The organism is Pseudomonas sp. GW821-FHT09E12, from assembly GCF_059416085.1.
The window spans coordinates 209,146-229,432 of record NZ_JBWKOM010000006.1 but is presented as its reverse complement, the minus strand read 5'-3'; the positions used below and the strand labels follow the sequence as shown (position 1 = coordinate 229,432).

Here is a 20,287-nt window from a genome sequence, read left to right as displayed (position 1 = left end):
TAAATCGGCCCTGTGCAGCCGTATGACGGCGCCGATAGACCACCGCCCGCCGAAACAAAGCCAGCTTCCCGCTGCCATACCCCACTCATCGGCCTGAGGACGAACAGCCATGATCGGACGACAAGTCGCGCCCCATAAAGGCAAATGGCACCGATAACGGCGCCATTCGGTCTGCGGGACTATTGCTCGCTCAACAGCGAGCGCAGCATCCACGCGGTTTTCTCATGCACCTGCATCCGCTGGGTCAGCAAGTCTGCGGTGGGCTCGTCGCTGACCTTGTCGATGATCGGGAAAATGCCACGGGCAGTACGGGTCACAGCTTCCTGCCCCGCCACCAGTTGCTTGATCATCTCATCGGCGCTTGGCACACCCTCTTCTTCCTTGATCGAAGAAAGACGCGCGTAGATGGAATAGGCACCCGGCGCCGGGAACCCCAGGGCGCGGATACGCTCGGCAATCAGGTCCACCGCCAGCGCCAGTTCGTTGTACTGCTCCTCGAACATCAGATGCAGCGTGCGGAATTGCGGCCCCGTGACGTTCCAGTGGAAATTATGGGTCTTCAGATAAAGCACATAAGTATCTGAAAGCAGGCGAGAGAGCCCCTCCACGATGGATTTGCGATCTTCTGCGCCGATACCGATATCGATTGCCATGTCTATCTCCGTTAGCACATTGAATTCAACAGGTCAGGTACCGGACCACTCTAGCAAGACTGCTCTGCACCCGCAGCCCGGGATTGCCCGAGGCACTGCGACAGATTGCCCACCAAGCGGGCGACCAGTACCTGCAAGAAGGCCCTGGACAGTTGTGACCCGCCTGAAAAGCCGCCGTTCTACTTTTTTGGGGGCTGGCTCTCTAGAACAAGGCTTTGCCCGATAGTCCGGTATTCCCTCAGGACAATCAGGGCTTTCTCCCTCCTCCCGGCCACAGCGCCTGATTTGAGAAGGCCTGGGCTTTGCTGTTAAATAGAGGCCGTGTCGTTGTTGCCTATTTCTCGGCCTCAGCGCATAGGCTGATCCCGCGCACGTGCTCACCGCCTCCCATTGTTCAGAAGCGAACCGTGCACGCTCAGCTCTTCCTTGTGATCCGTCTTAACGTGAGTTCATTAAAATGTTGAAAATCGTCCACCTGCTAACGGGCGCAGCAGCCTTGCTGCTGTCCTTTATCCCTAGCCTGCGATCTGAAGCCGTTCCCTTCCTGCAACAACCCGATGCTCTTTACCTGGCCTTTTTCGGCCTGCTCAACCTGACACTGGCTCCGGTTATCCCCTACTGGAACAAAGGCCCGCGTCACCAACTGCAAAACCTGGTCAGCGCGCTCCTGGTGCTGGCGGTGGTCTTGCAGACCTTGACCCTGCTGGCACCAATGCCGGTTATCGCAGGTCAACCGGCTGTGCTGTTCAGCCTGCTGACCGCGGCGATCGCCGTTCTTCTGCACCTGGCCGTCAGCTTCTACAAATCGTCTCCCTCGGCCAATACCTCGCAAACCTATGACATGAGCAATCGCGATACCGGCACCGTCAAGTGGTTCAACACTTCGAAGGGTTTCGGCTTCATCTCTCGCGACTCCGGCGATGATATCTTCGTGCACTTCCGCGCCATCCGTGGCGAAGGTCACCGCGTCCTGGTGGAAGGCCAGCGCGTGGAGTTCTCCGTCATGAATCGCGACAAGGGCCTGCAAGCCGAAGACGTGATTGCGGCATTGCCGCGGCGCTGATTCACGCCCATAAAAAAACCGCGACGCAGCCATGCTGCTCGCGGTTTTTTATTGCCTGAACGGCAGGCCGCCCGATGCTCAGTAATGTGGTGGCGGAGCCTCTTCTTCGAATGACTCGAACTGCCCCACCATTTCCTCCTGACGCTTGAGCAAGGCGGCCATCTGCAATTGCAGACGTTCGACCACCCGCTGCTGCCCTACCAGCACGTCGTTCAGGGCTTGAATGGTGTCATCCTGAAAAGCCAATCGGCTTTCCAGATCGGTTACCCGCTCTTCCAGGTTCATGACTCAGCCCTCCAGAAACTTGAAATCATCGGTCAGGACCAGTCGTAACCGCTCACGAATCGCAGCCACCTGTTCGGCGTCGTAGGGCTTGGCAGGCAGCTTGCCCCATACCGGAGCAGACCAGGCCGCATCGTCGCGCTTGCGAACGATAACGTGCATGTGCAACTGGCTGACGACATTACCCAGAGTCGCCACATTCAACTTGTCCGCATCGAACGAGTCTTTAAGCAACTCCGCCAGCGCCGTGGTTTCTCGCCATAGTTGCTGCTGGTCCGCGTCATCCAATTGAAACAACTCACTGATATCTTCCCGGCGCGGTACCAGGATGAACCACGGGTAATTGGAATCGTTGGACAACAGCAGCCGGCAAAGGGGGAAATCCCCAATGGGCAGTGTGTCTTGTTGAAGTCGTGGATCTAAAGCGAACACCGCGCGCACTCCCGCTCAGCTCATCAAGTTTCAGCTTAGCGAACGCCATGACCGGCTGCCCGCCAAGCGACAGAACGGCAGCATACCTGCGAAAGCTCTTGCGTTCATCGCTCTGCTGCGCAGATCCCGCCTCAACATTCATCCTCGATGCCACACGTCAGAGCGCCCCGGCCTGGAACATTTTCCAGCGGGCTGCACCACGACAGAACGAAGCTCATAAAAAACAAGGAGAAAACCACGAAAGCCCCCCTTGCCTGCGCATTCTTCCAGGGCCCGACGCCGGATGACGATTGAGCTGCATCAAGAAACTTTTGCACCAAAACCTCACAGTGCGTCTACGCTCAGTGCGTTAACCATCCGCCATCTACTCACTCAGCAGGGTGAACCGGTAACGTTTTGGAATGTCATGCGTTTTTTTCAGGGATCAACACCAGGAGGACAGGGAACGTCAAGCCCAAACAAAACGACCTTAAAACCACTGTTTTATGCGGTTTTTACAGCCAGAAGGGCTATCACCGAAAAAAACTCGGTGCCTTCGCGTTTTGTGCACGCTTGTTGCATTCACACCCACATTGTCCCAGGAGTAGCCATCGGAAAAAGGCCTCTCCTGTGACTAAATAACAATAGTGGCAAGGCTGCCCATGGAGATTTGACTGCTTGACCAAAGTTCTTTTTGTTCCAGGTTCAAGCCTTCGAAAACAGCGCTGAAGTTGTCAGTCCGGGTACATGCGGACTGCGGATTTGCGACATTGATCGAGCATTTTGCGACAGGGTCGTAAAGAAGCTGAAAGGACTGATACGCAAGTATCGCCAACATTGTCGGCGTGATATAAGTTTGCGCCGACACAAAAAGAAAGAGCCGCCCAGATAATAAAACAGGTGGGACGGCAGTACTCTTCTAAAAACCAAAGGAGCAAATCACGATGCGCGTGATGAAGTGGAGCATGATCGCACTGGCAGTTGCAGCAGCCGCCAGTACTCAAGTGGCTACGGCCGCACCTTTTGTAAGTGACCAGTCTGAAGCCAAGGGCTTTGTTGAAGACGCAAAATTCGACGTACTGCTGCGTAACTATTACTTCAACCGTGACAACAAAGACCACAGCAACGATCAGAAAGACTGGACCCAGGGTATCTGGGGTAACTTCAGCTCCGGTTACACCCAGGGCACCGTAGGCGTCGGCGTCGACGCGTTCGGTTATCTGGCGATCAAACTGGACGGCGGCGATGGCACTGGCGGGACCGGCAACATGAGCCGCGACTCCGATGGCGACGTCAACAACAGCCAGGGCAAAGCAGGCGCTGCGGTCAAATTCCGCATCTCCAAAACCGAGTTGAAAGCTGGCGATATGCAGCCAAGCACCTCCCCGGTCTTCGCGGTCGGCGGTTCCCGTATCCTTCCTCAAACTGCCAGCGGTTTCCAACTGCAGAGCAGCGAGATCAAAAACCTTGATCTGGAAGGTGGTCACTTCTATTCGGCCACCAGCCAGGACTCCAACGCCCGTAACGGCAACTTGTATGCTAACTATGCCGGCATCGCATCCAACAGCATCGACTACTTCGGTGGCAAGTACGGCATCACCGACAACCTGAGTGCATCGCTGTACGGTGCCAAGCTGGAAGACATCTGGAACCAGTACTACGCCAACCTGAACTACACCATCCCGATGGGTGGCGATCAGTCGCTGAACCTGGACGGTAACATCTACCGCACCACCGATGCTGGTAGCGCCAAGGCTGGTGACATCAGCAACACCACGTTCTCCCTGGCAGCTGCTTTCTCGTTCCTGAAAGCACACACCATTACCGTCGCTTTCCAGAAGGTCAATGGTGATACTCCATTCGACTACATCGGTGTAGGTGGTCACGACACCTCCCGGCGCGGTGCCAACCGTGGCGGCGACTCGATCTTCCTCGCCAACTCCATCCAGTACTCTGACTTCAACGGCCCGAACGAGAAGTCCGCACAGATCCGTTACGATCTGAAAATGGCCGAGTACGGCGTTCCTGGTCTGAGCTTCATGACCCGTTATGTTAAAGGCTGGGACATCGACGGCACCGGTCTGGCTGACAACAGCGTGTACCGTAAAAACAACGGTGATCCGATTTACGGTGCCGATGGCAAACACAACGAGACCAACTTCGAAGCCAAGTACGTTGTTCAGTCTGGCCCGGCAAAAGATCTCTCCTTCCGCGTTCGTCAAGCTTGGCACTTCGCTAACAGCGACCAAGGTGAAGGCGATATCAAAGAGTTCCGCCTGATCGTCGACTACCCACTGTCGATCTTGTAATAGCGGTTACTTCGCGAGTAATAAAAAAGGCCCATCATTCGATGGGCCTTTTTATTAGGGCTGGCAGCTCGCTGAAGCTCCGGTTATCGACAGCTTATTGTTACAACCAGGTTTCAAATACTCTCCAGCGAATACCGCGTTAAAAGCCTGACCACTCGATCAGACTTTTAATCCCTATCCCCGTTACTGACTCAAACAGCCGCTTCCTGAACCACACGAATCACGCGCTGTGGAAACGGAATATCAATACCCGCTGCCTTCAAGCGATCACGGGACAACTCGTTGAAGCGGAACATCACATCCCAGTAGTCGGCAGTCTTCACCCAGACTCGCAAGGAAAGAGTAATGGCGCTGTCACCCAGCATGGAAACCACCGCCACCGGCTCCGGATCGGCCAGCACACGCTCGTCCTTGGCCAGGTCCAGCAGAACCTCACGGGCCTTTTGCAGGTCAGCCTCGTAGTTCACACCAACATCGAAGATCACTTTGCGGGTCAGCTGGCGGTTGTGGTTGGTGATGATGCCGTTGGACAGGTTGCCGTTTGGCACGATGACGGTCTTGTTGTCACCGGTACGCAGCACCGTGTGGAAGATCTGGATGCTGTCGACCGTGCCGCTAATACCCTGGGCTTCGATCACGTCACCGATGCGGAAAGGACGGAACAGCAGGATCAGCACGCCACCGGCGAAGTTGGCCAGGCTGCCTTGCAAGGCCAGGCCGATGGCCAGGCCCGCCGCACCGATCGCGGCAACGAACGAAGTGGTTTCGACACCGATCATCGAGGCCACGCTGACAATCAGCAGCACCTTGAGAATGATGTTCGCCAGGCTGCTGATAAAACCCTGCAGGGCCTGGTCCGCATTACGCAGTGCCAGCAGCTTGCCGACCTTGTGCGTCAACCTGTTGATCAGCCACCAGCCGATGGCCAGCGTGATGACGGCCAGCAGTACCCGACTGCCATATTCCATGATCATTGGAATCCAGGCTTGGGAAGCCTTGACCAGGTTGTCCACTTCAGCATTCAAATCCATCTATCTCTCCTGATTCCCGGCTGCCGGGCACACAAAAAACAAGGGCAGAACGAGTAGCTTTATAAAGGCTCAATCGTTTCTGCCCACCACTCGGGCCTCGGACGCCAATAAGCTCGCGAGGTTCCCGAAAAATCCCATCAGTCGCGGAAGTTGTTGAACTGCAGCGGCATGCCGAACTCTTTCGCCCGCAGGGCGGCGATGGCTTCCTGCAGATCGTCGCGCTTCTTGCCGGTCACCCGTACCTGCTCGCCCTGGATCGCAGCCTGGACCTTCAGCTTGGCGTCCTTGATGTGGGCAACGATCTTTTTCGCCAGCTCTTTGTCGATGCCTTCCTTGAGGGTGGCTTCCTGCTTCATCACCTTGCCCGAAGCGTAAGCGTCCTTGACCTCAAGGCACTGCACATCGATCTTGCGCTTGACCAGGGCCAGCTTGAGGATCTCGATCATCGCTTCCAGCTGGAATTCGGCTTCAGCGGTCAGGTTGACGGTGAGTTCCTTTTCCTTGAACTCGAAGCTGCCCTTGCCCTTCAAGTCATAGCGGCGGTCCAGCTCCTTGACGGCGTTTTCCACTGCGTTGGTGACTTCGTGTTTGTCCAGTTCGGATACCACGTCGAACGACGGCATGTAATTTCTCCAATAAAAAAAGGGGCGCAGCTCGATAAAGATGGAGCACGCCCGGTTTGCGGTTAAAATCCGGGCTCATTATAACGGGTCTTTCCCCTCCTTCACTGCGAGCCTCGCATGCGCCTGCCAAACCGAGCACCACGCTGATGTCGACGACCTGGCACATTCTGGGCGCGGGCAGCCTCGGCACCCTGTGGGCGACACGCCTGGCCCGGGCCGGCTTGCCGGTACGCCTGATCCTGCGCGATCAGGCCCGCCTGCAGGCCTACCAGGCCGCGGGTGGGCTGACGCTGGTGGAACAAGGGCAGGCCAGCTTTTACGCCATTCCCGGCGAGACGGTCGACAGCCCTGAGCCCATCACTCGGCTGCTGGTGGCCTGCAAGGCCTATGACGCGCAACAGGCCGTCAGCCAGCTAGTCTCGCGCCTGACGCCGGATGCCGAACTGATCCTGCTGCAGAACGGCCTGGGCAGCCAGGACGCCGTGGCCGCCCAAGTGCCGCAGGCCCGCTGCATTTATGCCTCGAGCACCGAAGGCGCCTTTCGCGATGGCGACTGGCGCGTGGTGTTCGCCGGCCACGGCTACACCTGGCTGGGGGACGCCAGCCACCCCACCGCGCCCTTCTGGCTCGACGACCTGAGCGCCAGCGGCATCCCCCATGAATGGAGCGCGGATATCCTGACCCGCCTCTGGCGCAAGCTGGCGCTCAACTGCGCAATCAACCCCCTGACGGTCCTGCACGACTGCCGCAACGGCGGCCTGCTGCAGCACCATTGCGAAGTGGCGATGCTGTGCGTCGAGCTGAGCGAACTGCTGGAACGTTGCGGCCAGCCCGCCGCGGCCGAGAACCTGCAGCAGGAAGTGGAGCGGGTGATACAGGCGACCGCCGCCAACTACTCCTCCATGTACCAGGACGTTGCCAGTCGGCGCAGAACCGAAATCAGCTATTTATTGGGGCATGCCTGCGACGTTGCCGCCAGGCACCAGTTGCACCTGCCCAACCTCGGCCGTCTGCGCCGGCTATTGGTGGAACACCTGCAACAACGCGGATTGCCCAGCGACTGAGCAGCGGCTACGCTGCCCACGTGTTCATCTCTAGCGACGTCCCCGATGCCATTGCGCCAGCGCCTTGAAAACCTGCCGGTCGGCCAAAAACTGCTGGCCGCCTTGCTCGTCCTGCTGATTACCGTACTGCTGGTCGCCAACCTGACCTTCATCAGCGCCGCCTACTGGATCTCTCAGGAAAGCATGGCACCGCAAGCCTTGCAGACCATCGGCCGACTGGTATCCAACCCGACCCTGGCCGCACAGGCGCTGGACTCGCCACAAAACGCCGAGAAGCTGCTCAACGAACTCAACAGCTACTCTCCCCTGCGCGCCGCAGCGATCTATGACGGCAAGGGCACGCGCCTGGCCCAGTTGCAACATGGCGAACGCCTGAGCCTGCCGGAGCGCTATCGGCATATCGAAGCCTGGCAACTGACCGAGTTTCGCAGCAACCAGATCATTACCCTGCCCCGCGCCGGCCAGCCCCCCGGTCACCTGTTGCTGGTAGCCAGCAGTGAGCTGCCGATGGCCTTCTACACCGGCACCCTGACCGCGAGCCTGGGCATCCTGATCTTCAGCGTGCTGCTGTGGCTGATCATTGCCCGACAGATCAAACGGCTGATCACCCAACCCATCCATCAGCTGGAAGAACTGTCCCGGCAGGTGACACGCGAGGAAAACTATTCCCTGCGCGCCGCCCGTGGCAACCACGATGAAATCGGCAGCCTGGCCGAGGCCTTCAACACCATGCTGTCGCGCATCGAAGCGCGAGAACAGCAACTCAAGCGGGCCCGCGACGACTCCCAGGCGGCCTATGACCAGGCCCAGGGGCTGGCCGAGGAAACCCGCCACACCAACCGCAAGCTGGAACTGGAAGTCCAGGTGCGCAGCAAGATCGAAAAGAAACTCACCGGCTTTCAGAACTACCTCAACAGCATCATCGACTCGATGCCCTCGGCGCTGATCGCCCTGGACGAGCAGCTCTATGTCACCCAATGGAACCAGGAGGCCAGCGCCCTCTCCGGCACCCGCCTGGACGAAGCGCTGAATCAGCCGATCTTCCTCGCCTTCGAACCGCTCAAGCCGTTCCTGCCGCAACTCAAGGAAACCGTGGAGCAACATACGGTCACCAAGGTCGAGCGGGTCACCTGGGTCAAGGACGACGAAGCCCGGCATTACGCCCTGACCTTCTACCCGCTGATGGGCGGTGCCGGGCGCGGCGTGGTGATCCGGATCGACGACATCACCCAGCGCCTGTCCCTGGAAGAAATGATGGTGCAGTCGGAAAAAATGCTCTCCGTGGGTGGCCTGGCCGCCGGCATGGCTCACGAAATCAACAACCCGCTGGGGGCCATCCTGCACAACGTGCAGAACATTCGCCGGCGCCTGTCCCCCGAGCTGCCGAAGAATCAGGAACATGCCGAGCAGATTGGCATCGAGCTGGAAACCGTCAACCATTACCTGCAGAGCCGCGAAGTGCCGCAACTGCTCGATGGCATTCAGCAGGCTGGTGCCCGGGCGGCGAAGATCGTGACCCATATGCTCAGTTTCAGCCGGCGCAGCAACCGGCAGATGGCGCCCTGCGACCTGCCGGCATTGATCGACCAGGCCGTGGAGATTGCCAGCAACGACTTCGACCTGGCCATAGGCTTCGACTTCAAGGGCCAGGCCATCATCCGCCAGTTCGACCCCCAACTGGGGCCGGTGCCCGGCACCGCCAACGAACTGGAGCAGGTACTGCTCAACCTGCTGAAAAACGCCGCCCAGGCCATTCACCAGCGCGTGGATGACAGCGAACCCGGGCGCATTATCCTGCGCACCCGGCTGAACCCGCCCTGGGCGGAAATCCAGGTCGAGGACAACGGCATCGGCATGAGCGAAAACGTGCGCAAACGCACCTTCGAGCCGTTCTTCACCACCAAGGAAATCGGCCAGGGCACCGGCCTTGGGCTTTCGGTCTCTTACTTCATCATCACCAACAATCACAAAGGCCAGATGGAAGTGCAGTCGACGCAGGGCCAGGGCACTTGCTTCACCTTGCGTTTGCCATTGGCGGGCAGTCAGCCGCCACCACTGGAACATCCCCCACTGGAGAGGTAAGCATGGGCTTTCGCTTGTCGAAGATTTACACCCGCACCGGCGACAAAGGCGAAACCGGGCTGGGTGACGGGCGCCGGGTTCCCAAGGACCATCCGCGGGTCGAGGCCATCGGCGAAGTCGATACGCTGAACAGCCAGCTGGGGCTGCTCCTGGCCGGGCTGGAGGAACAACGTCTAGAGCATCCCGGCTTGCAAGAGCTGATCGACGTTCTGGCGCCTTGCCAGCACCGCCTCTTCGACCTGGGCGGCGAGTTGGCCATGCCGGTGTATCAGGCACTGAATACCGCGGAAGTCGAACGCCTGGAAGCGGCCATCGATGCCTGGAACGAAGAGTTGGGGCCGCTGGAGAACTTCATTCTGCCGGGCGGTTCGGCCTTGATTGCCCAGGCCCATGTCTGTCGCAGCCTGGCGCGCAGTGCCGAGCGACGCTGCCAGCATCTGAATGCCGTGGAACCGCTGGAAGGGGTCGGCCTGGCCTACATCAATCGCCTGTCCGACCTGCTGTTCGTGGCGGCGCGCCTGATTGCCAAGCGCCAGGGGATTGCCGAGATTCTCTGGCAGGCGGCGGCCAAACCCGAATAGCGGGCGTTTTCCTGTTGATCGCGAGCCAGCTCGCCCCTGCGGCTCATGCAGGAACGAACTGGCTAGAGCCTGACCTCAGGGCCAGAACGCGCGAATCCCCGCCACCCCTTGCGCACCAGCCTGCCAGGCCTGCTCGCGCTGATCCGGACCGACGCCGCCCAGCAGGTACACCGGCTTGTTGAAACCGCTGATCAGTCGGGCGGCCTGCTCCCAACCCAGTGGCTGCGCCTCAGGGTGGGTCTGGGTCGGCTGGACCGGCGACAGCGTCACGAAGTCCACATCCATCTGCTGCGCCAGGGACAACTCTTCAGCGTCATGGCAAGACGCAGCCAGCCAGCGCTCCTTGCCAAAGGGACGTCCGGCGCTGGCGTATTTGCGCAGCTGCGCCGAAGTGATATGCCAGCCCGCCGAGGGGAAATCCCCCAGCCATTCGAACGGCCCCTTGAGCATCAATTGCGCCTTGCCCGCACACAGGCCGACCGCATCTACCGCCAGGTCGCGGTATTGCGGGTCGTAGCCGTTGGGCGCGCGTAGCTGGATCAACTTGCTGCCACCGGCAATGGCCTTCTGCATGCCCCGCAACAGCGCCGGTGTTTCCAGGCCTTCCGGGGTGATCAGGTAGTCGCTCGGCAAGCGCGCCGCCGCCACGATCGGCTGGTTGGCCGCCGGGAACTCGTAGTTCTCCAGCTCACGGGCCGTGACCCAGGCCAAAGGCTGGCCCTCGGCGCCGTGGGGTTCGCCGGTAAAGGCGCACACTTCCCAGACATCCAGCAACACCTGCTTGTCCGGGTAATCGTGCTGCACCTTGATCAACGGCCGCGCCTGGGACACCAGAATGCCCAGTTCCTCCTGCAGCTCACGGGTCAACGCCGCTTCCACCGCCTCGTCCGCTTCGACCTTGCCGCCGGGAAACTCCCAGAGGCCGCCCTGATGCTGGGTATCGGCACGTCGGGCAATCAGGATCCTGCCGTCGGCATCACGGATAACGGCCGCCGCCACATGTACTCGTTTCACCGCACTGCTTCCTCTAAACCGGCTTTCTGCCAGGCCTTGAAGGCTGGCCATTGATAGATCGTTTCAACATAGGCGGCATCGACAGCCGGCAGCGCCACCCGATAGGTGCGCAGGCGCACGGCGATTGGCGCAAAAAAGGCGTCCGCCAGGCTGACCCGACCAAACAGGAAAGGCCCTGGCTCGGTCGCAGCCATGCGACATTCGGCCCATAACGCCAGCATCCGTTCGATATCGGCCTGGGCCTCGGGCGGCATGGGTGAAAGCGCGGCATCGCGGCTCAGGTCGAACGGCAGGTTGCCGCGCAAGCCGAAAAAGCCGCTGTGCATCTGCGCGCAGGCGGAGCGGGCCTGGGCACGGGCGGCCACATCCCGCGGCCAGAGCTCGGCTTCGGGAAAACGCTCGACCAGGTATTCGGCAATCGCCAGGGAGTCGGCAATGGTGCCGTGCTCGGTCTTCAGCAACGGGACTTTGCCGGTTGGCGAATGCTTGAGAATCAGCTCGCGGGTATCGGGCTGGTTCAGCTTGATCAGTTCTTCGGTGTAAGTCGCGCCGGCCAGCTCAAGCGCCAGGGCGGCGCGCAGCGACCAGGAGGAATAGAGTTTGTCGCCGATGATCAGGTGAAGATTCATGTCGGGCACCTTTCAGAGGAGATGGAGGCCCGGGGCCTCCATCGCGAGCGGACTCGCTCCTACACGTGATGCGTCGCGTCCATGTAGAAGCGAGTAGCGGTGTATCAGGTACGGTATTCCGCGTTGATTTTCACGTACTCGTGGGACAGGTCGGTGGTCCAGATGGTTTCGCTGCAATCACCGCGTCCCAGCTCGATGCGAATGGTGATTTCTTCCTGCTGCATCACCGCCGCACCCTGGGCTTCGGTGTAGCTGGCGGCACGCGCGCCACGGCTGGCGATACACACCTCACCGAGGAAAACGTCGATCTTGCTCACATCCAGGTCCGGCACGCCGGCACGACCGACAGCGGCCAGGATACGCCCCCAATTCGGGTCGGAAGCGAACAGCGCGGTCTTGATCAGCGGCGAGTGGGCCACGGTGTAGCCGACATCCAGGCACTCCTGGTGATTGCCACCGCCGTTGACTTCGACCGTGACGAACTTGGTCGCGCCTTCACCGTCACGCACGATGGCCTGGGCCACTTCCATGCACACGTCGAACACCGCCTGCTTCAGCGCGGCGAACAGCGAGCCGCTGGCCTCGGTGATTTCCGGCAGGGCTGCCTGGCCGGTGGCGATCAGCATGCAGCAGTCGTTGGTGGAGGTATCGCCGTCGATAGTGATGCGGTTGAACGACTTGTTGGCGCCATCCAGCAGCAGGTTCTGCAGCACTTCACGGGAGACTTTGGCGTCGGTGGCGATGTAGCCGAGCATGGTCGCCATGTTCGGACGAATCATGCCCGCGCCCTTGCTGATGCCAGTGACGGTGATGGTCACGCCATCGTGCTGGAACTGACGGCTGGCACCCTTGGGCAGGGTGTCGGTGGTCATGATGCCCGTGGCGGCGGCGGCCCAGTTGTCAACGGACAGGTCATCCAGTGCGGCCTGCAGCGCGCCTTCGATCTTCTCGACCGGCAGCGGCTCGCCGATGACCCCGGTGGAGTACGGCAGTACGGCGCTGGCATCGACACCAGCCAGCTCGGCCAGCTTGGCGCAAGTGCGGGTCGCGGCGGCCAGGCCTGGCTCACCGGTGCCGGCGTTGGCGTTACCGGTGTTGGTCAGCAGGTAACGCACAGGGCCTTGCACGCGCTGCTTGGCCAGGATCACCGGAGCGGCGCAGAACGCGTTCAAGGTGAACACACCGGCCACCGTAGAGCCCTCGGCACAGCGCATGACCACAACATCCTTGCGCCCCGGGCGCTTGATGCCCGCCGAAGCGATACCAAGTTCAAAACCGGCAACCGGGTGCAACGTTGGCAAAGGACCAAGACCAACAGCCATGAATGCGCTCCTCTTTAACCTGATGTGTGCACCGCCATCGCAAAAGGCAGTGCGGCGAATGGAAAAACGCCGCGACGGCTGATGCCGGTCGCGGCGCGGGTATTTCAGTGTCTGGCGAAAATCTTAGTTGATCTGGCCGTGACAGTGTTTGTACTTCTTGCCCGAACCGCAGTAGCACAGTTCGTTGCGGCCCAGTTTCTGCTCGTTGCGTACCGGAGCCGAAGCCAGGGCCACGTCGACATCGACGCCCTCTTCCAGCGCTTCTGGCTGCTCCAGGCCCGGGGCTTCGGCATGTTCGAACTGCATGCGCTGGGCCAGTGCCTCGGCTTCCTGGCGCAGGCGCGCCTCTTCCTCGACCGGGTCCTCGCGGCGAACCTGAACGTGCGACAGCACGCGGATCGAGTCGCGCTTGATGGAATCCAGCAGCTCGGAGAACAGGGTGAAGGACTCGCGCTTGTATTCCTGTTTCGGGTTCTTCTGCGCATAACCACGCAGGTGAATACCGTGACGCAGGTGATCCATGGTCGACAGGTGGTCTTTCCACAGGTCGTCCAGGACGCGCAGAACGATTTGTTTCTCGAAGGTGCGTAGTGCTTCGGCACCGGCCTGGTCTTCTTTCTCGTTGTACGCCGCCACCAGCTCGTTGAGCAGTTTCTCGCGCAGGGTTTCTTCGTACAGGTGATCGTCTTCGTCGAGCCATTGCTGGATCGGCAGGGTCACACCGAAGTCGCTTTGCAGCGCAGCTTCCAGACCGGCCACGTCCCACTGCTCAGGCAGAGATTGTGGAGGAATGTGCGCGCTGACGGTGGCGTTGAGCACGTCCTGGCGGAAGTCGGAGATGGTCTCGCCGATGTTGTCCGCGGCCAGCAACGTGTTACGCATGTGATAGATCACTTTACGCTGTTCGTTGTTGACGTCGTCGAACTCGAGCAGTTGCTTGCGAATGTCGAAGTTGCGGCCTTCTACCTTGCGCTGGGCCTTTTCGATCGCGTTGGTCACCATGCGGTGCTCGATCGCTTCGCCGGACTGCATGCCCAGGGCCTTCATGAAGTTCTTCACCCGGTCGGAGGCGAAGATGCGCATGAGGCTGTCTTCCAGGGACAGGTAGAAACGGCTGGAACCGGCGTCGCCCTGACGACCGGCGCGACCACGCAGCTGGTTGTCGATACGGCGCGATTCATGACGCTCGGACGCGATCACCTGCAGGCCGCCGGACTCCAGCACTTGCTGGTGGCGCTTCTGCCAGTCGGCCTTGATCTGGGCAATCTGCTCAGGAGTCGGGTTTTCCAGGGAGGCGACTTCGACTTCCCAGTTACCGCCCAACAGGATATCGGTACCACGACCGGCCATGTTGGTGGCGATGGTCAGGGCGCCCGGACGACCGGCCTGGGCAATGATTTCCGCTTCTTTTTCGTGGAACTTGGCGTTCAGGACCTTGTGCTCGATGCCTTCCTTCTGGAGCAGGTTGGACATGTGCTCGGAAGTTTCGATGGTCGCGGTGCCCACCAGAACCGGGCGGCCCTGGGTCATGCATTCCTTGATGTCGTTGATGATCGCGGCGTATTTCTCGTCCGCGGTCAGGAACACCAGGTCGTTGTAGTCTTTACGAGCCAGCGGCTTGTTCGGCGGGATGACCATCACCTGCAGGCCGTAGATCTGATGGAACTCGAACGCTTCGGTGTCCGCGGTACCGGTCATGCCGGACAGCTTGGTGTACAGACGGAAGTAGTTCTGGAAGGTGGTCGACGCCAGGGTCTGGCTCTCGGCCTGGATGTTGAGGTTTTCCTTGGCTTCGATGGCCTGGTGCAGGCCCTCGGACAGACGGCGACCCGGCATGGTACGACCGGTGTGTTCGTCCACCAGGACCACCTGGCCATCCTGGACGATGTATTCGACGTTGCGGTTGAACAGCTTGTGTGCGCGCAGACCGGCATAGACGTGGGTCAGCAGGCCCAGGTTGTGCGCCGAGTACAGGCTCTCGCCTTCCGCCAGCAGGCCGACCTGGGTCAGCATCTCTTCGATGAACTGGTGACCGGCTTCGTTGAGTTCGACCTGACGGGTCTTCTCGTCGACGGTGAAGTGACCGGCCTTGGTGACCTCGCCTTCCACTTCCTCGACGTGCAGCTCAAGGCGCGGGATCAGCTTGTTGATTTCGGTGTACAGACGGGAACTGTCTTCAGCCTGGCCGGAGATGATCAGCGGGGTACGGGCCTCGTCGATCAGGATCGAGTCGACTTCGTCGATCACGGCAAAATTGAGCTCGCGCTGGAACTTGTCTTCCATGCTGAAAGCCATGTTGTCGCGCAGGTAGTCGAAACCGAATTCGTTGTTGGTGCCGTAGGTGATGTCGGCGGCGTAGGCGGCACGCTTCTCTTCCGGCGGCTGGAACGGCGTGACCACGCCGACCGTCAGGCCGAGGAATTCATAGAGCGGGCGCATCCAGTTGGCGTCGCGGCGGGCCAGATAGTCGTTCACCGTGACCACGTGCACGCCCTTGCCGGACAGCGCGTTGAGGTAAACGCCCAGTGTTGCCACCAGGGTCTTGCCTTCACCGGTACGCATTTCGGCGATCTTGCCTTCATGCAAGGTCATGCCGCCGATCAACTGTACGTCGAAGTGGCGCATACCCATGACCCGCTTGCCGGCTTCGCGGGCGACCGCAAAGGCTTCGGGAAGCAGTTTGTCGAGGGTTTCACCTTTGGCTATGCGAGCCTTGAACTCTTCGGTCTTGGCGCGCAACTGATCGTCCGAAAGGGCCACCATTTGCTCTTCGAAGGCATTGACGATCTGTACCGTCTTGAGCATGCGTTTGACTTCACGCTCGTTCTTGCTTCCAAAAAGTTTCTTTAACAAAGGCGCAAACATATCGGCAGGATCTTCCACACATAGGGATGGAGGGCGGCCCCGTGAGTCGCCCGTGCAGCCCTCATGGCCGCATGCGAACGAGCATTCTACCCGGAAACGATGGTGAGGAAAGTGGCGTTATTCCACGATGCTGGTACAGCGCTGTGACGGGGCTCACTTACAATAAGGCCTTTTGCGCCAGTTTCAACCCGGACGAGTACGAAGTTAACCATTGATTTAATGGATAAAGCGCAGCCGCAGCGATGAACGAGGTCCGGCCAGCGCTTTCTGCTACCATGGCGGCTCTGTAACTTCAGGTGTCTGATCATGGCATTTCGCCCTCTTACGGCCAGAGCACCCGCCGTACTCCTTCGCGAAGCCAAGCCTCTCAAAGCCATACTCGGCCACGCCCAGCGCCTGGCGCATTTGCAGCGTCTGCTGGAAAGCCAGCTGCAACCGGCCGCGCGCGAACACTGCCACGTTGCCTCCTGGCGCGAAGGCAGCCTGTTGCTGATCGTCACCGACGGCCACTGGGCAACGCGCCTGCGTTATCAGCAAAAACGCCTGCAACGTCAGCTTTTGGAGTTCAATGAGTTCAACAATCTGACGCGGATTCTGTTCAAAGTGCAGCCTCCCACCGTGCAACGCGGCGCAGCCGGCCACACCATGGACCTATCGAGCAACGCCGCCGAGACCATTCAGGCCACCGCCGACGGCATCACCGATCCCAACCTGCGCGCTGCCCTGGAGCGCCTGGCCAGCCACGCCAAACCTCGGGCGTAACTGGCCAGCCGCCGATCAGCGGCGCTTGCTGCCACCCAGTAGAGACCCCATCAACCCGCGCACCAGTTGCCGGCCCAACTGATTGGCGGCCTGACGCATGGCGGACTTCAGGGCCTGACCGGCGGCAGTGCCAAGGAACTCGCCGGCCCGATCGGTAAAGCTCGGCTCCTCCGCGGCCGGTTTGCCCGGCGCAGCCTCGGCCTCTGGTGCCAGGCCCTTGCGCCCCATCAGCACTTCATAGGCCGACTCGCGGTCGACCGGTTTGTCATAGCGGCCGACCAACGGTGAACTGTTGATCAGCGCGGTACGTTCGGCCTCGGTCAGCGGCCCGATGCGCGATTGCGGCGGTGCCACCAGCACTCGCTGGACCATCTCCGGCGTGCCTTTTTCCTGCAGGGTACCGACCAGCGCCTCGCCGATCCCCAGCTCGGTCAACACCGACAGCGCATCGAACGCCGGGTTCGGCCGGAAGCCGTCCGCCACCGCGCGCAAGGACTTCTGTTCCTTGGCGGTGAAGGCCCGCAAGCCGTGCTGGACGCGCAGCCCCAGTTGCGCCAGCACGTCGTCCGGCAAGTCGCCTGGCGACTGGGTGACGAAGTACACACCCACGCCTTTGGAGCGAATCAGCCGCACCACCTGTTCCAGCCGGTCCTGCAACGCCTTGGGCGTGCCGGCGAACAGCAGGTGGGCCTCGTCGAAAAACAGCGCCAGCAGCGGCTTTTCCGCATCGCCGCGCTCCGGCAGTTGCTCGAACAGCTCGGCCAGCAGCCACAACAGGAAGGTCGCATAGACCTTGGGCGCCTCGTGCACCAGGCGACTGGCGTCGAGCAGATGGATCCGCCCGCGCCCGTCACTGGCCGGCTGCAGGATGTCTTCCAGTTGCAGGGCCGGCTCGCCGAACAGGGCTTCGGCGCCCTGCTGTTCCAGAGTCGCCAGGCGCCGCAACAGGGCCTGGCTGGAGCCGGTGGTCATCAGCGCCGCGTCATCCCCCAGCAACTGCGGGTTGTCCTTGAGGTGGTTGAGCAACGCCTTGAGGTCTTTCAGGTCGAGCAGCAACAGCCCTTCGCGGTCAGCCACCTTGAATGCCGCGTACAACGCCGATTGCTGGCTGTCGGTCAGTTCCAGCAGGCTGCCCAGCAACAGCGGGCCCATTTCGCTCAGGGTAGTGCGCAGCGGGTGCCCGGACTGCCCGTGAATGTCCCACAACGTGACCGGATAAGCCTGGGGCTTGTGGTTCAGCCACGGCATCCCGGCAATACGTTCGGCGACCTTGCCCTGGGGATTGCCCGCGGCGCCCAAGCCACACAGGTCACCCTTGATGTCCGCGGCGAACACCGCGACACCGGCATCGCTGAACGCTTCTGCCAGTCGCTGCAAGGTGACGGTTTTCCCTGTCCCGGTAGCGCCTGCCACCAGCCCGTGACGGTTTGCCAGGCGCATGGCCTGGGCAATCGGTTGCCCCGCGAGATCGGCACCGATAACGAGTTGCGATGAATCCGGCATTTTGTCACCCATGGTTAATCTTTAGCCTTGACCGGCCGATAGATCAGAAAAGACTGAAAAATAGTTCAGATAATTCCCCAAGGAGAGGTGGAAATATCAACTTACTTTCAACCCCGCCCATTTTGCGCGCTTTTATAAGAGCACGCTCGTGACATTAAGACCTAGCGGACACCACAAGCCATGAACAAAAACCTGCGCTTCAGCCATAAAATCCTGCTTGCCGCCGCCCTCATCGTTATTGCCGCCTTCGCTTCCTTCACGCTGTACAACGACTACTTACAGCGCAACGCGATCCGCGAAGACCTGGACAATTACCTGCATGAAATGGGCGATGTGACCGCCAGCAACATCCAGACCTGGCTCACCGGGCGCATCCTGTTGATCGAAAACCTGGCGCAAAACCTGGCGATCGACCCGCAATCGACCAAGGTGGCCAGCCTGCTCGAACAGAAGGCCCTGACCTCGACCTTCATGGCCTCCTACCTGGGCGATGCCAGCGGCAGCTTCACCATCCGCCCGGACGCGAAGATGCCCGACGGCTTCGACCCGCGCGTTCGTCCCTGGTACAAGGGCGCCGAAAGCAGCAGCGGCTCGACCCTCACCGAACCCTATATAGATGCAGCCACCGGCCAGTTGATCATTTCCGTCGCCACCGCCTCGCGTAATGGCGGGCAGAGCATCGGCGTGGTGGGCGGCGACCTGAGCCTGCAAACCCTGATCGAAACCCTCAACGCCCTGGATTTCGACGGCATGGGCTATGCCTTCCTGGTCAGCGCCGACGGCAAGATCCTGGTGCACCCGGACAAGGCGCTGGTGATGAAGAGCCTGAGCGAGGCCTACCCGCAGAACACGCCACGCATCAATGGCGATTTCAGCGACATCGAAGTCGAGGGCAAGACCCGCATCGTCACCTTCACCCCGATCAAGGGCCTGCCGTCGGTGAACTGGTACATCGGCCTGTCCGTGGACAAGGACAAGGCGTTCTCGATGCTCAGCGAGTTCCGCGCTTCGGCCATCATTGCCACCGTCATCGCCGTGGCCATCATCATCGCCCTGCTGGGCATGCTGATCCGGGTGCTGATGCAGCCCCTGCATGTCATGACCCGCGCCATGCAGGACATCGCCGACGGCGAAGGCGACCTGACCCGCCGCCTGACCATCCAGAACCAGGATGAATTCGGCATCCTCGGCACCGCGTTCAACCGCTTCGTGGAACGCATCCACGGTTCGATCCGCGAAGTCTCGTCGGCCACCGAGCACGTCAATGAAGTCGCCCTGCGCGTGGTCAGTGCCTCCAATTCGTCGATGCTCAATTCCGACGAGCAGGCCAGCCGCACCAACAGCGTGGCCGCGGCGATCAATCAGCTCGGCGCCGCCGCCCAGGAAATCGCCCGCAACGCCGCCCAGGCCTCGCAACAGGCCAGCGACGCGCGCAACCTGGCCGAGGACGGCCAGCAAGTGGTGGACCGCAGCATCCTGGCGATGAACCAGCTGTCGGACATGATCAGCGCCTCCAGCAGCAACATCGAAACCCTCAACAGCAAGACCGTGAACATCGGGCAGATCCTCGAAGTCATCACCAGCATCTCCCAGCAGACCAACCTGCTGGCCCTCAACGCGGCCATCGAGGCGGCGCGGGCGGGCGAGGCCGGACGTGGCTTCGCCGTGGTTGCCGACGAGGTGCGCAACCTGGCCCACCGCACCCAGGAATCGGCACAACAGGTGCAGACCATGATCGAGGAGCTGCAGGTCGGCGCCCGCGAGTCGGTCAGCACCATGAGCAACAGCCAGCGCCACAGCCAGGACAGCGTGGAGATCGCCAACCAGGCCGGCGAACGCCTGAACAGCGTGACCCAGCGCATCGGCGAGATCGACGGCATGAACCAGTCGGTCGCCACCGCGACCGAGGAACAGACCTCGGTGGTGGAGTCGATCAACATGGACATCACCGAGATCAACACCCTGAACCAGGAAGGGGTGGAAAACCTGCAGTCGACCCTGCGCGCCTGTTCCGACCTGGAGCAGCAGGCCGCACGCCTGAAACAACTAGTCGGCAGCTTCCGTATCTGATCCCTTCAGCCATCCGGTGCCTG

At 60.7% G+C, this 20,287-nt stretch carries 17 protein-coding genes and 1 pseudogene; 8 read left to right on the top strand and 10 right to left on the bottom strand.

The window, feature by feature from the left end:
• Positions 1-179 precede the first annotated feature (179 nt).
• Entirely contained in the window at positions 180-653 is a 474-nt protein-coding gene (locus AC07PQ_RS19295) for a Dps family protein (protein WP_007931133.1), read from the bottom strand.
• Positions 654-1,110: 457 nt separating this feature from the next.
• Between AC07PQ_RS19295 and AC07PQ_RS19290 the strand changes: the two genes are divergently transcribed.
• Positions 1,111-1,716 (top strand): cold-shock protein, encoded by a 606-nt coding sequence (locus AC07PQ_RS19290; protein ID WP_007931134.1) that lies wholly within the window; start codon positions 1,111-1,113, stop codon positions 1,714-1,716.
• 78 nt (positions 1,717-1,794) lie between these two features.
• Here the strand turns inward: AC07PQ_RS19290 and AC07PQ_RS19285 are convergent, their stop codons facing one another.
• Together AC07PQ_RS19285 and AC07PQ_RS19280 are read right to left on the bottom strand one after the other, a co-directional pair.
• Entirely contained in the window at positions 1,795-2,001 is a 207-nt protein-coding gene (locus AC07PQ_RS19285) for a SlyX family protein (protein WP_007931136.1), read from the bottom strand.
• Positions 2,002-2,004: 3 nt separating this feature from the next.
• Positions 2,005-2,430, bottom strand: a complete 426-nt coding sequence (locus AC07PQ_RS19280; protein WP_493186094.1) for an HIT family protein — start codon at positions 2,428-2,430, stop codon at positions 2,005-2,007.
• 923 nt (positions 2,431-3,353) lie between these two features.
• Between AC07PQ_RS19280 and AC07PQ_RS19275 the strand changes: the two genes are divergently transcribed.
• Entirely contained in the window at positions 3,354-4,718 is a 1,365-nt protein-coding gene (locus AC07PQ_RS19275; RefSeq protein ID WP_007931140.1) for an OprD family porin, read from the top strand.
• A gap of 191 nt (positions 4,719-4,909) precedes the next feature.
• Here the strand turns inward: AC07PQ_RS19275 and AC07PQ_RS19270 are convergent, their stop codons facing one another.
• Together AC07PQ_RS19270 and AC07PQ_RS19265 are read right to left on the bottom strand one after the other, a co-directional pair.
• Positions 4,910-5,749 (bottom strand): mechanosensitive ion channel family protein, encoded by an 840-nt coding sequence (locus AC07PQ_RS19270; RefSeq protein ID WP_007931142.1) that lies wholly within the window; start codon positions 5,747-5,749, stop codon positions 4,910-4,912.
• Positions 5,750-5,886: 137 nt separating this feature from the next.
• Entirely contained in the window at positions 5,887-6,372 is a 486-nt protein-coding gene (locus tag AC07PQ_RS19265; RefSeq protein WP_007931144.1) for a YajQ family cyclic di-GMP-binding protein, read from the bottom strand.
• Positions 6,373-6,518: 146 nt separating this feature from the next.
• Here AC07PQ_RS19265 and AC07PQ_RS19260 point away from each other — a divergent pair, with 146 nt between their 5' ends.
• From AC07PQ_RS19260 to AC07PQ_RS19250, 3 genes are read left to right on the top strand one after another with little or no spacing between them, the layout of a single operon-like run.
• A complete protein-coding gene (locus AC07PQ_RS19260; protein ID WP_493186095.1) occupies positions 6,519-7,436 on the top strand; it encodes a putative 2-dehydropantoate 2-reductase in 918 nt (305 codons plus the stop codon).
• A gap of 45 nt (positions 7,437-7,481) precedes the next feature.
• Positions 7,482-9,518 (top strand): sensor histidine kinase, encoded by a 2,037-nt coding sequence (locus AC07PQ_RS19255; protein WP_493186096.1) that lies wholly within the window; start codon positions 7,482-7,484, stop codon positions 9,516-9,518.
• Positions 9,519-9,520: 2 nt separating this feature from the next.
• The gene (locus tag AC07PQ_RS19250; RefSeq protein WP_493186097.1) at positions 9,521-10,099 is read left to right on the top strand and encodes a cob(I)yrinic acid a,c-diamide adenosyltransferase; all 579 of its coding nucleotides are present in this window, start codon (positions 9,521-9,523) and stop codon (positions 10,097-10,099) included.
• A 75-nt stretch (positions 10,100-10,174) separates the two neighbouring features.
• Here AC07PQ_RS19250 and AC07PQ_RS19245 read toward each other — a convergent pair whose 3' ends face one another.
• The 4 genes from AC07PQ_RS19245 to secA all read right to left on the bottom strand — a co-directional run bounded on the left by AC07PQ_RS19245 (position 10,175) and on the right by secA (position 15,929).
• Complete coding sequence (locus tag AC07PQ_RS19245) at positions 10,175-11,113, bottom strand: Nudix family hydrolase (RefSeq protein WP_092417536.1); 939 nt, start codon at positions 11,111-11,113, stop codon at positions 10,175-10,177.
• Positions 11,110-11,742 carry a glutathione S-transferase gene (locus tag AC07PQ_RS19240; RefSeq protein WP_007931154.1) on the bottom strand — a complete coding sequence of 211 codons (633 nt, stop codon included), beginning with the start codon at positions 11,740-11,742 and terminating at the stop codon, positions 11,110-11,112. Before AC07PQ_RS19240 ends, AC07PQ_RS19245 begins: the two co-directional genes overlap by 4 nt.
• Positions 11,743-11,846: 104 nt before the next feature.
• The gene (gene argJ / locus AC07PQ_RS19235; protein ID WP_493186098.1) at positions 11,847-13,064 is read right to left on the bottom strand and encodes a bifunctional glutamate N-acetyltransferase/amino-acid acetyltransferase ArgJ; all 1,218 of its coding nucleotides are present in this window, start codon (positions 13,062-13,064) and stop codon (positions 11,847-11,849) included.
• A gap of 123 nt (positions 13,065-13,187) precedes the next feature.
• Complete coding sequence (gene secA, locus AC07PQ_RS19230; RefSeq protein WP_007931158.1) at positions 13,188-15,929, bottom strand: preprotein translocase subunit SecA; 2,742 nt, start codon at positions 15,927-15,929, stop codon at positions 13,188-13,190.
• A 306-nt stretch (positions 15,930-16,235) separates the two neighbouring features.
• Here secA and AC07PQ_RS19225 point away from each other — a divergent pair, with 306 nt between their 5' ends.
• Entirely contained in the window at positions 16,236-16,691 is a 456-nt protein-coding gene (locus AC07PQ_RS19225) for a DUF721 domain-containing protein (RefSeq protein WP_007931160.1), read from the top strand.
• Positions 16,692-16,706: 15 nt separating this feature from the next.
• Here the strand turns inward: AC07PQ_RS19225 and AC07PQ_RS19220 are convergent, their stop codons facing one another.
• Positions 16,707-18,194, bottom strand: a complete 1,488-nt coding sequence (locus AC07PQ_RS19220; protein WP_009045300.1) for a helicase HerA-like domain-containing protein — start codon at positions 18,192-18,194, stop codon at positions 16,707-16,709.
• A gap of 180 nt (positions 18,195-18,374) precedes the next feature.
• Here AC07PQ_RS19220 and AC07PQ_RS19215 point away from each other — a divergent pair.
• Both AC07PQ_RS19215 and AC07PQ_RS19210 read left to right on the top strand, forming a co-directional pair.
• Positions 18,375-19,406 (top strand): annotated as a pseudogene (locus AC07PQ_RS19215) (HAMP domain-containing protein); the annotation flags it as partial.
• Positions 19,407-19,499: 93 nt separating this feature from the next.
• Positions 19,500-20,264, top strand: coding sequence for a methyl-accepting chemotaxis protein (locus AC07PQ_RS19210; protein ID WP_370686811.1), 765 nt, complete (start codon positions 19,500-19,502; stop codon positions 20,262-20,264).
• Positions 20,265-20,287 lie beyond the last annotated feature (23 nt).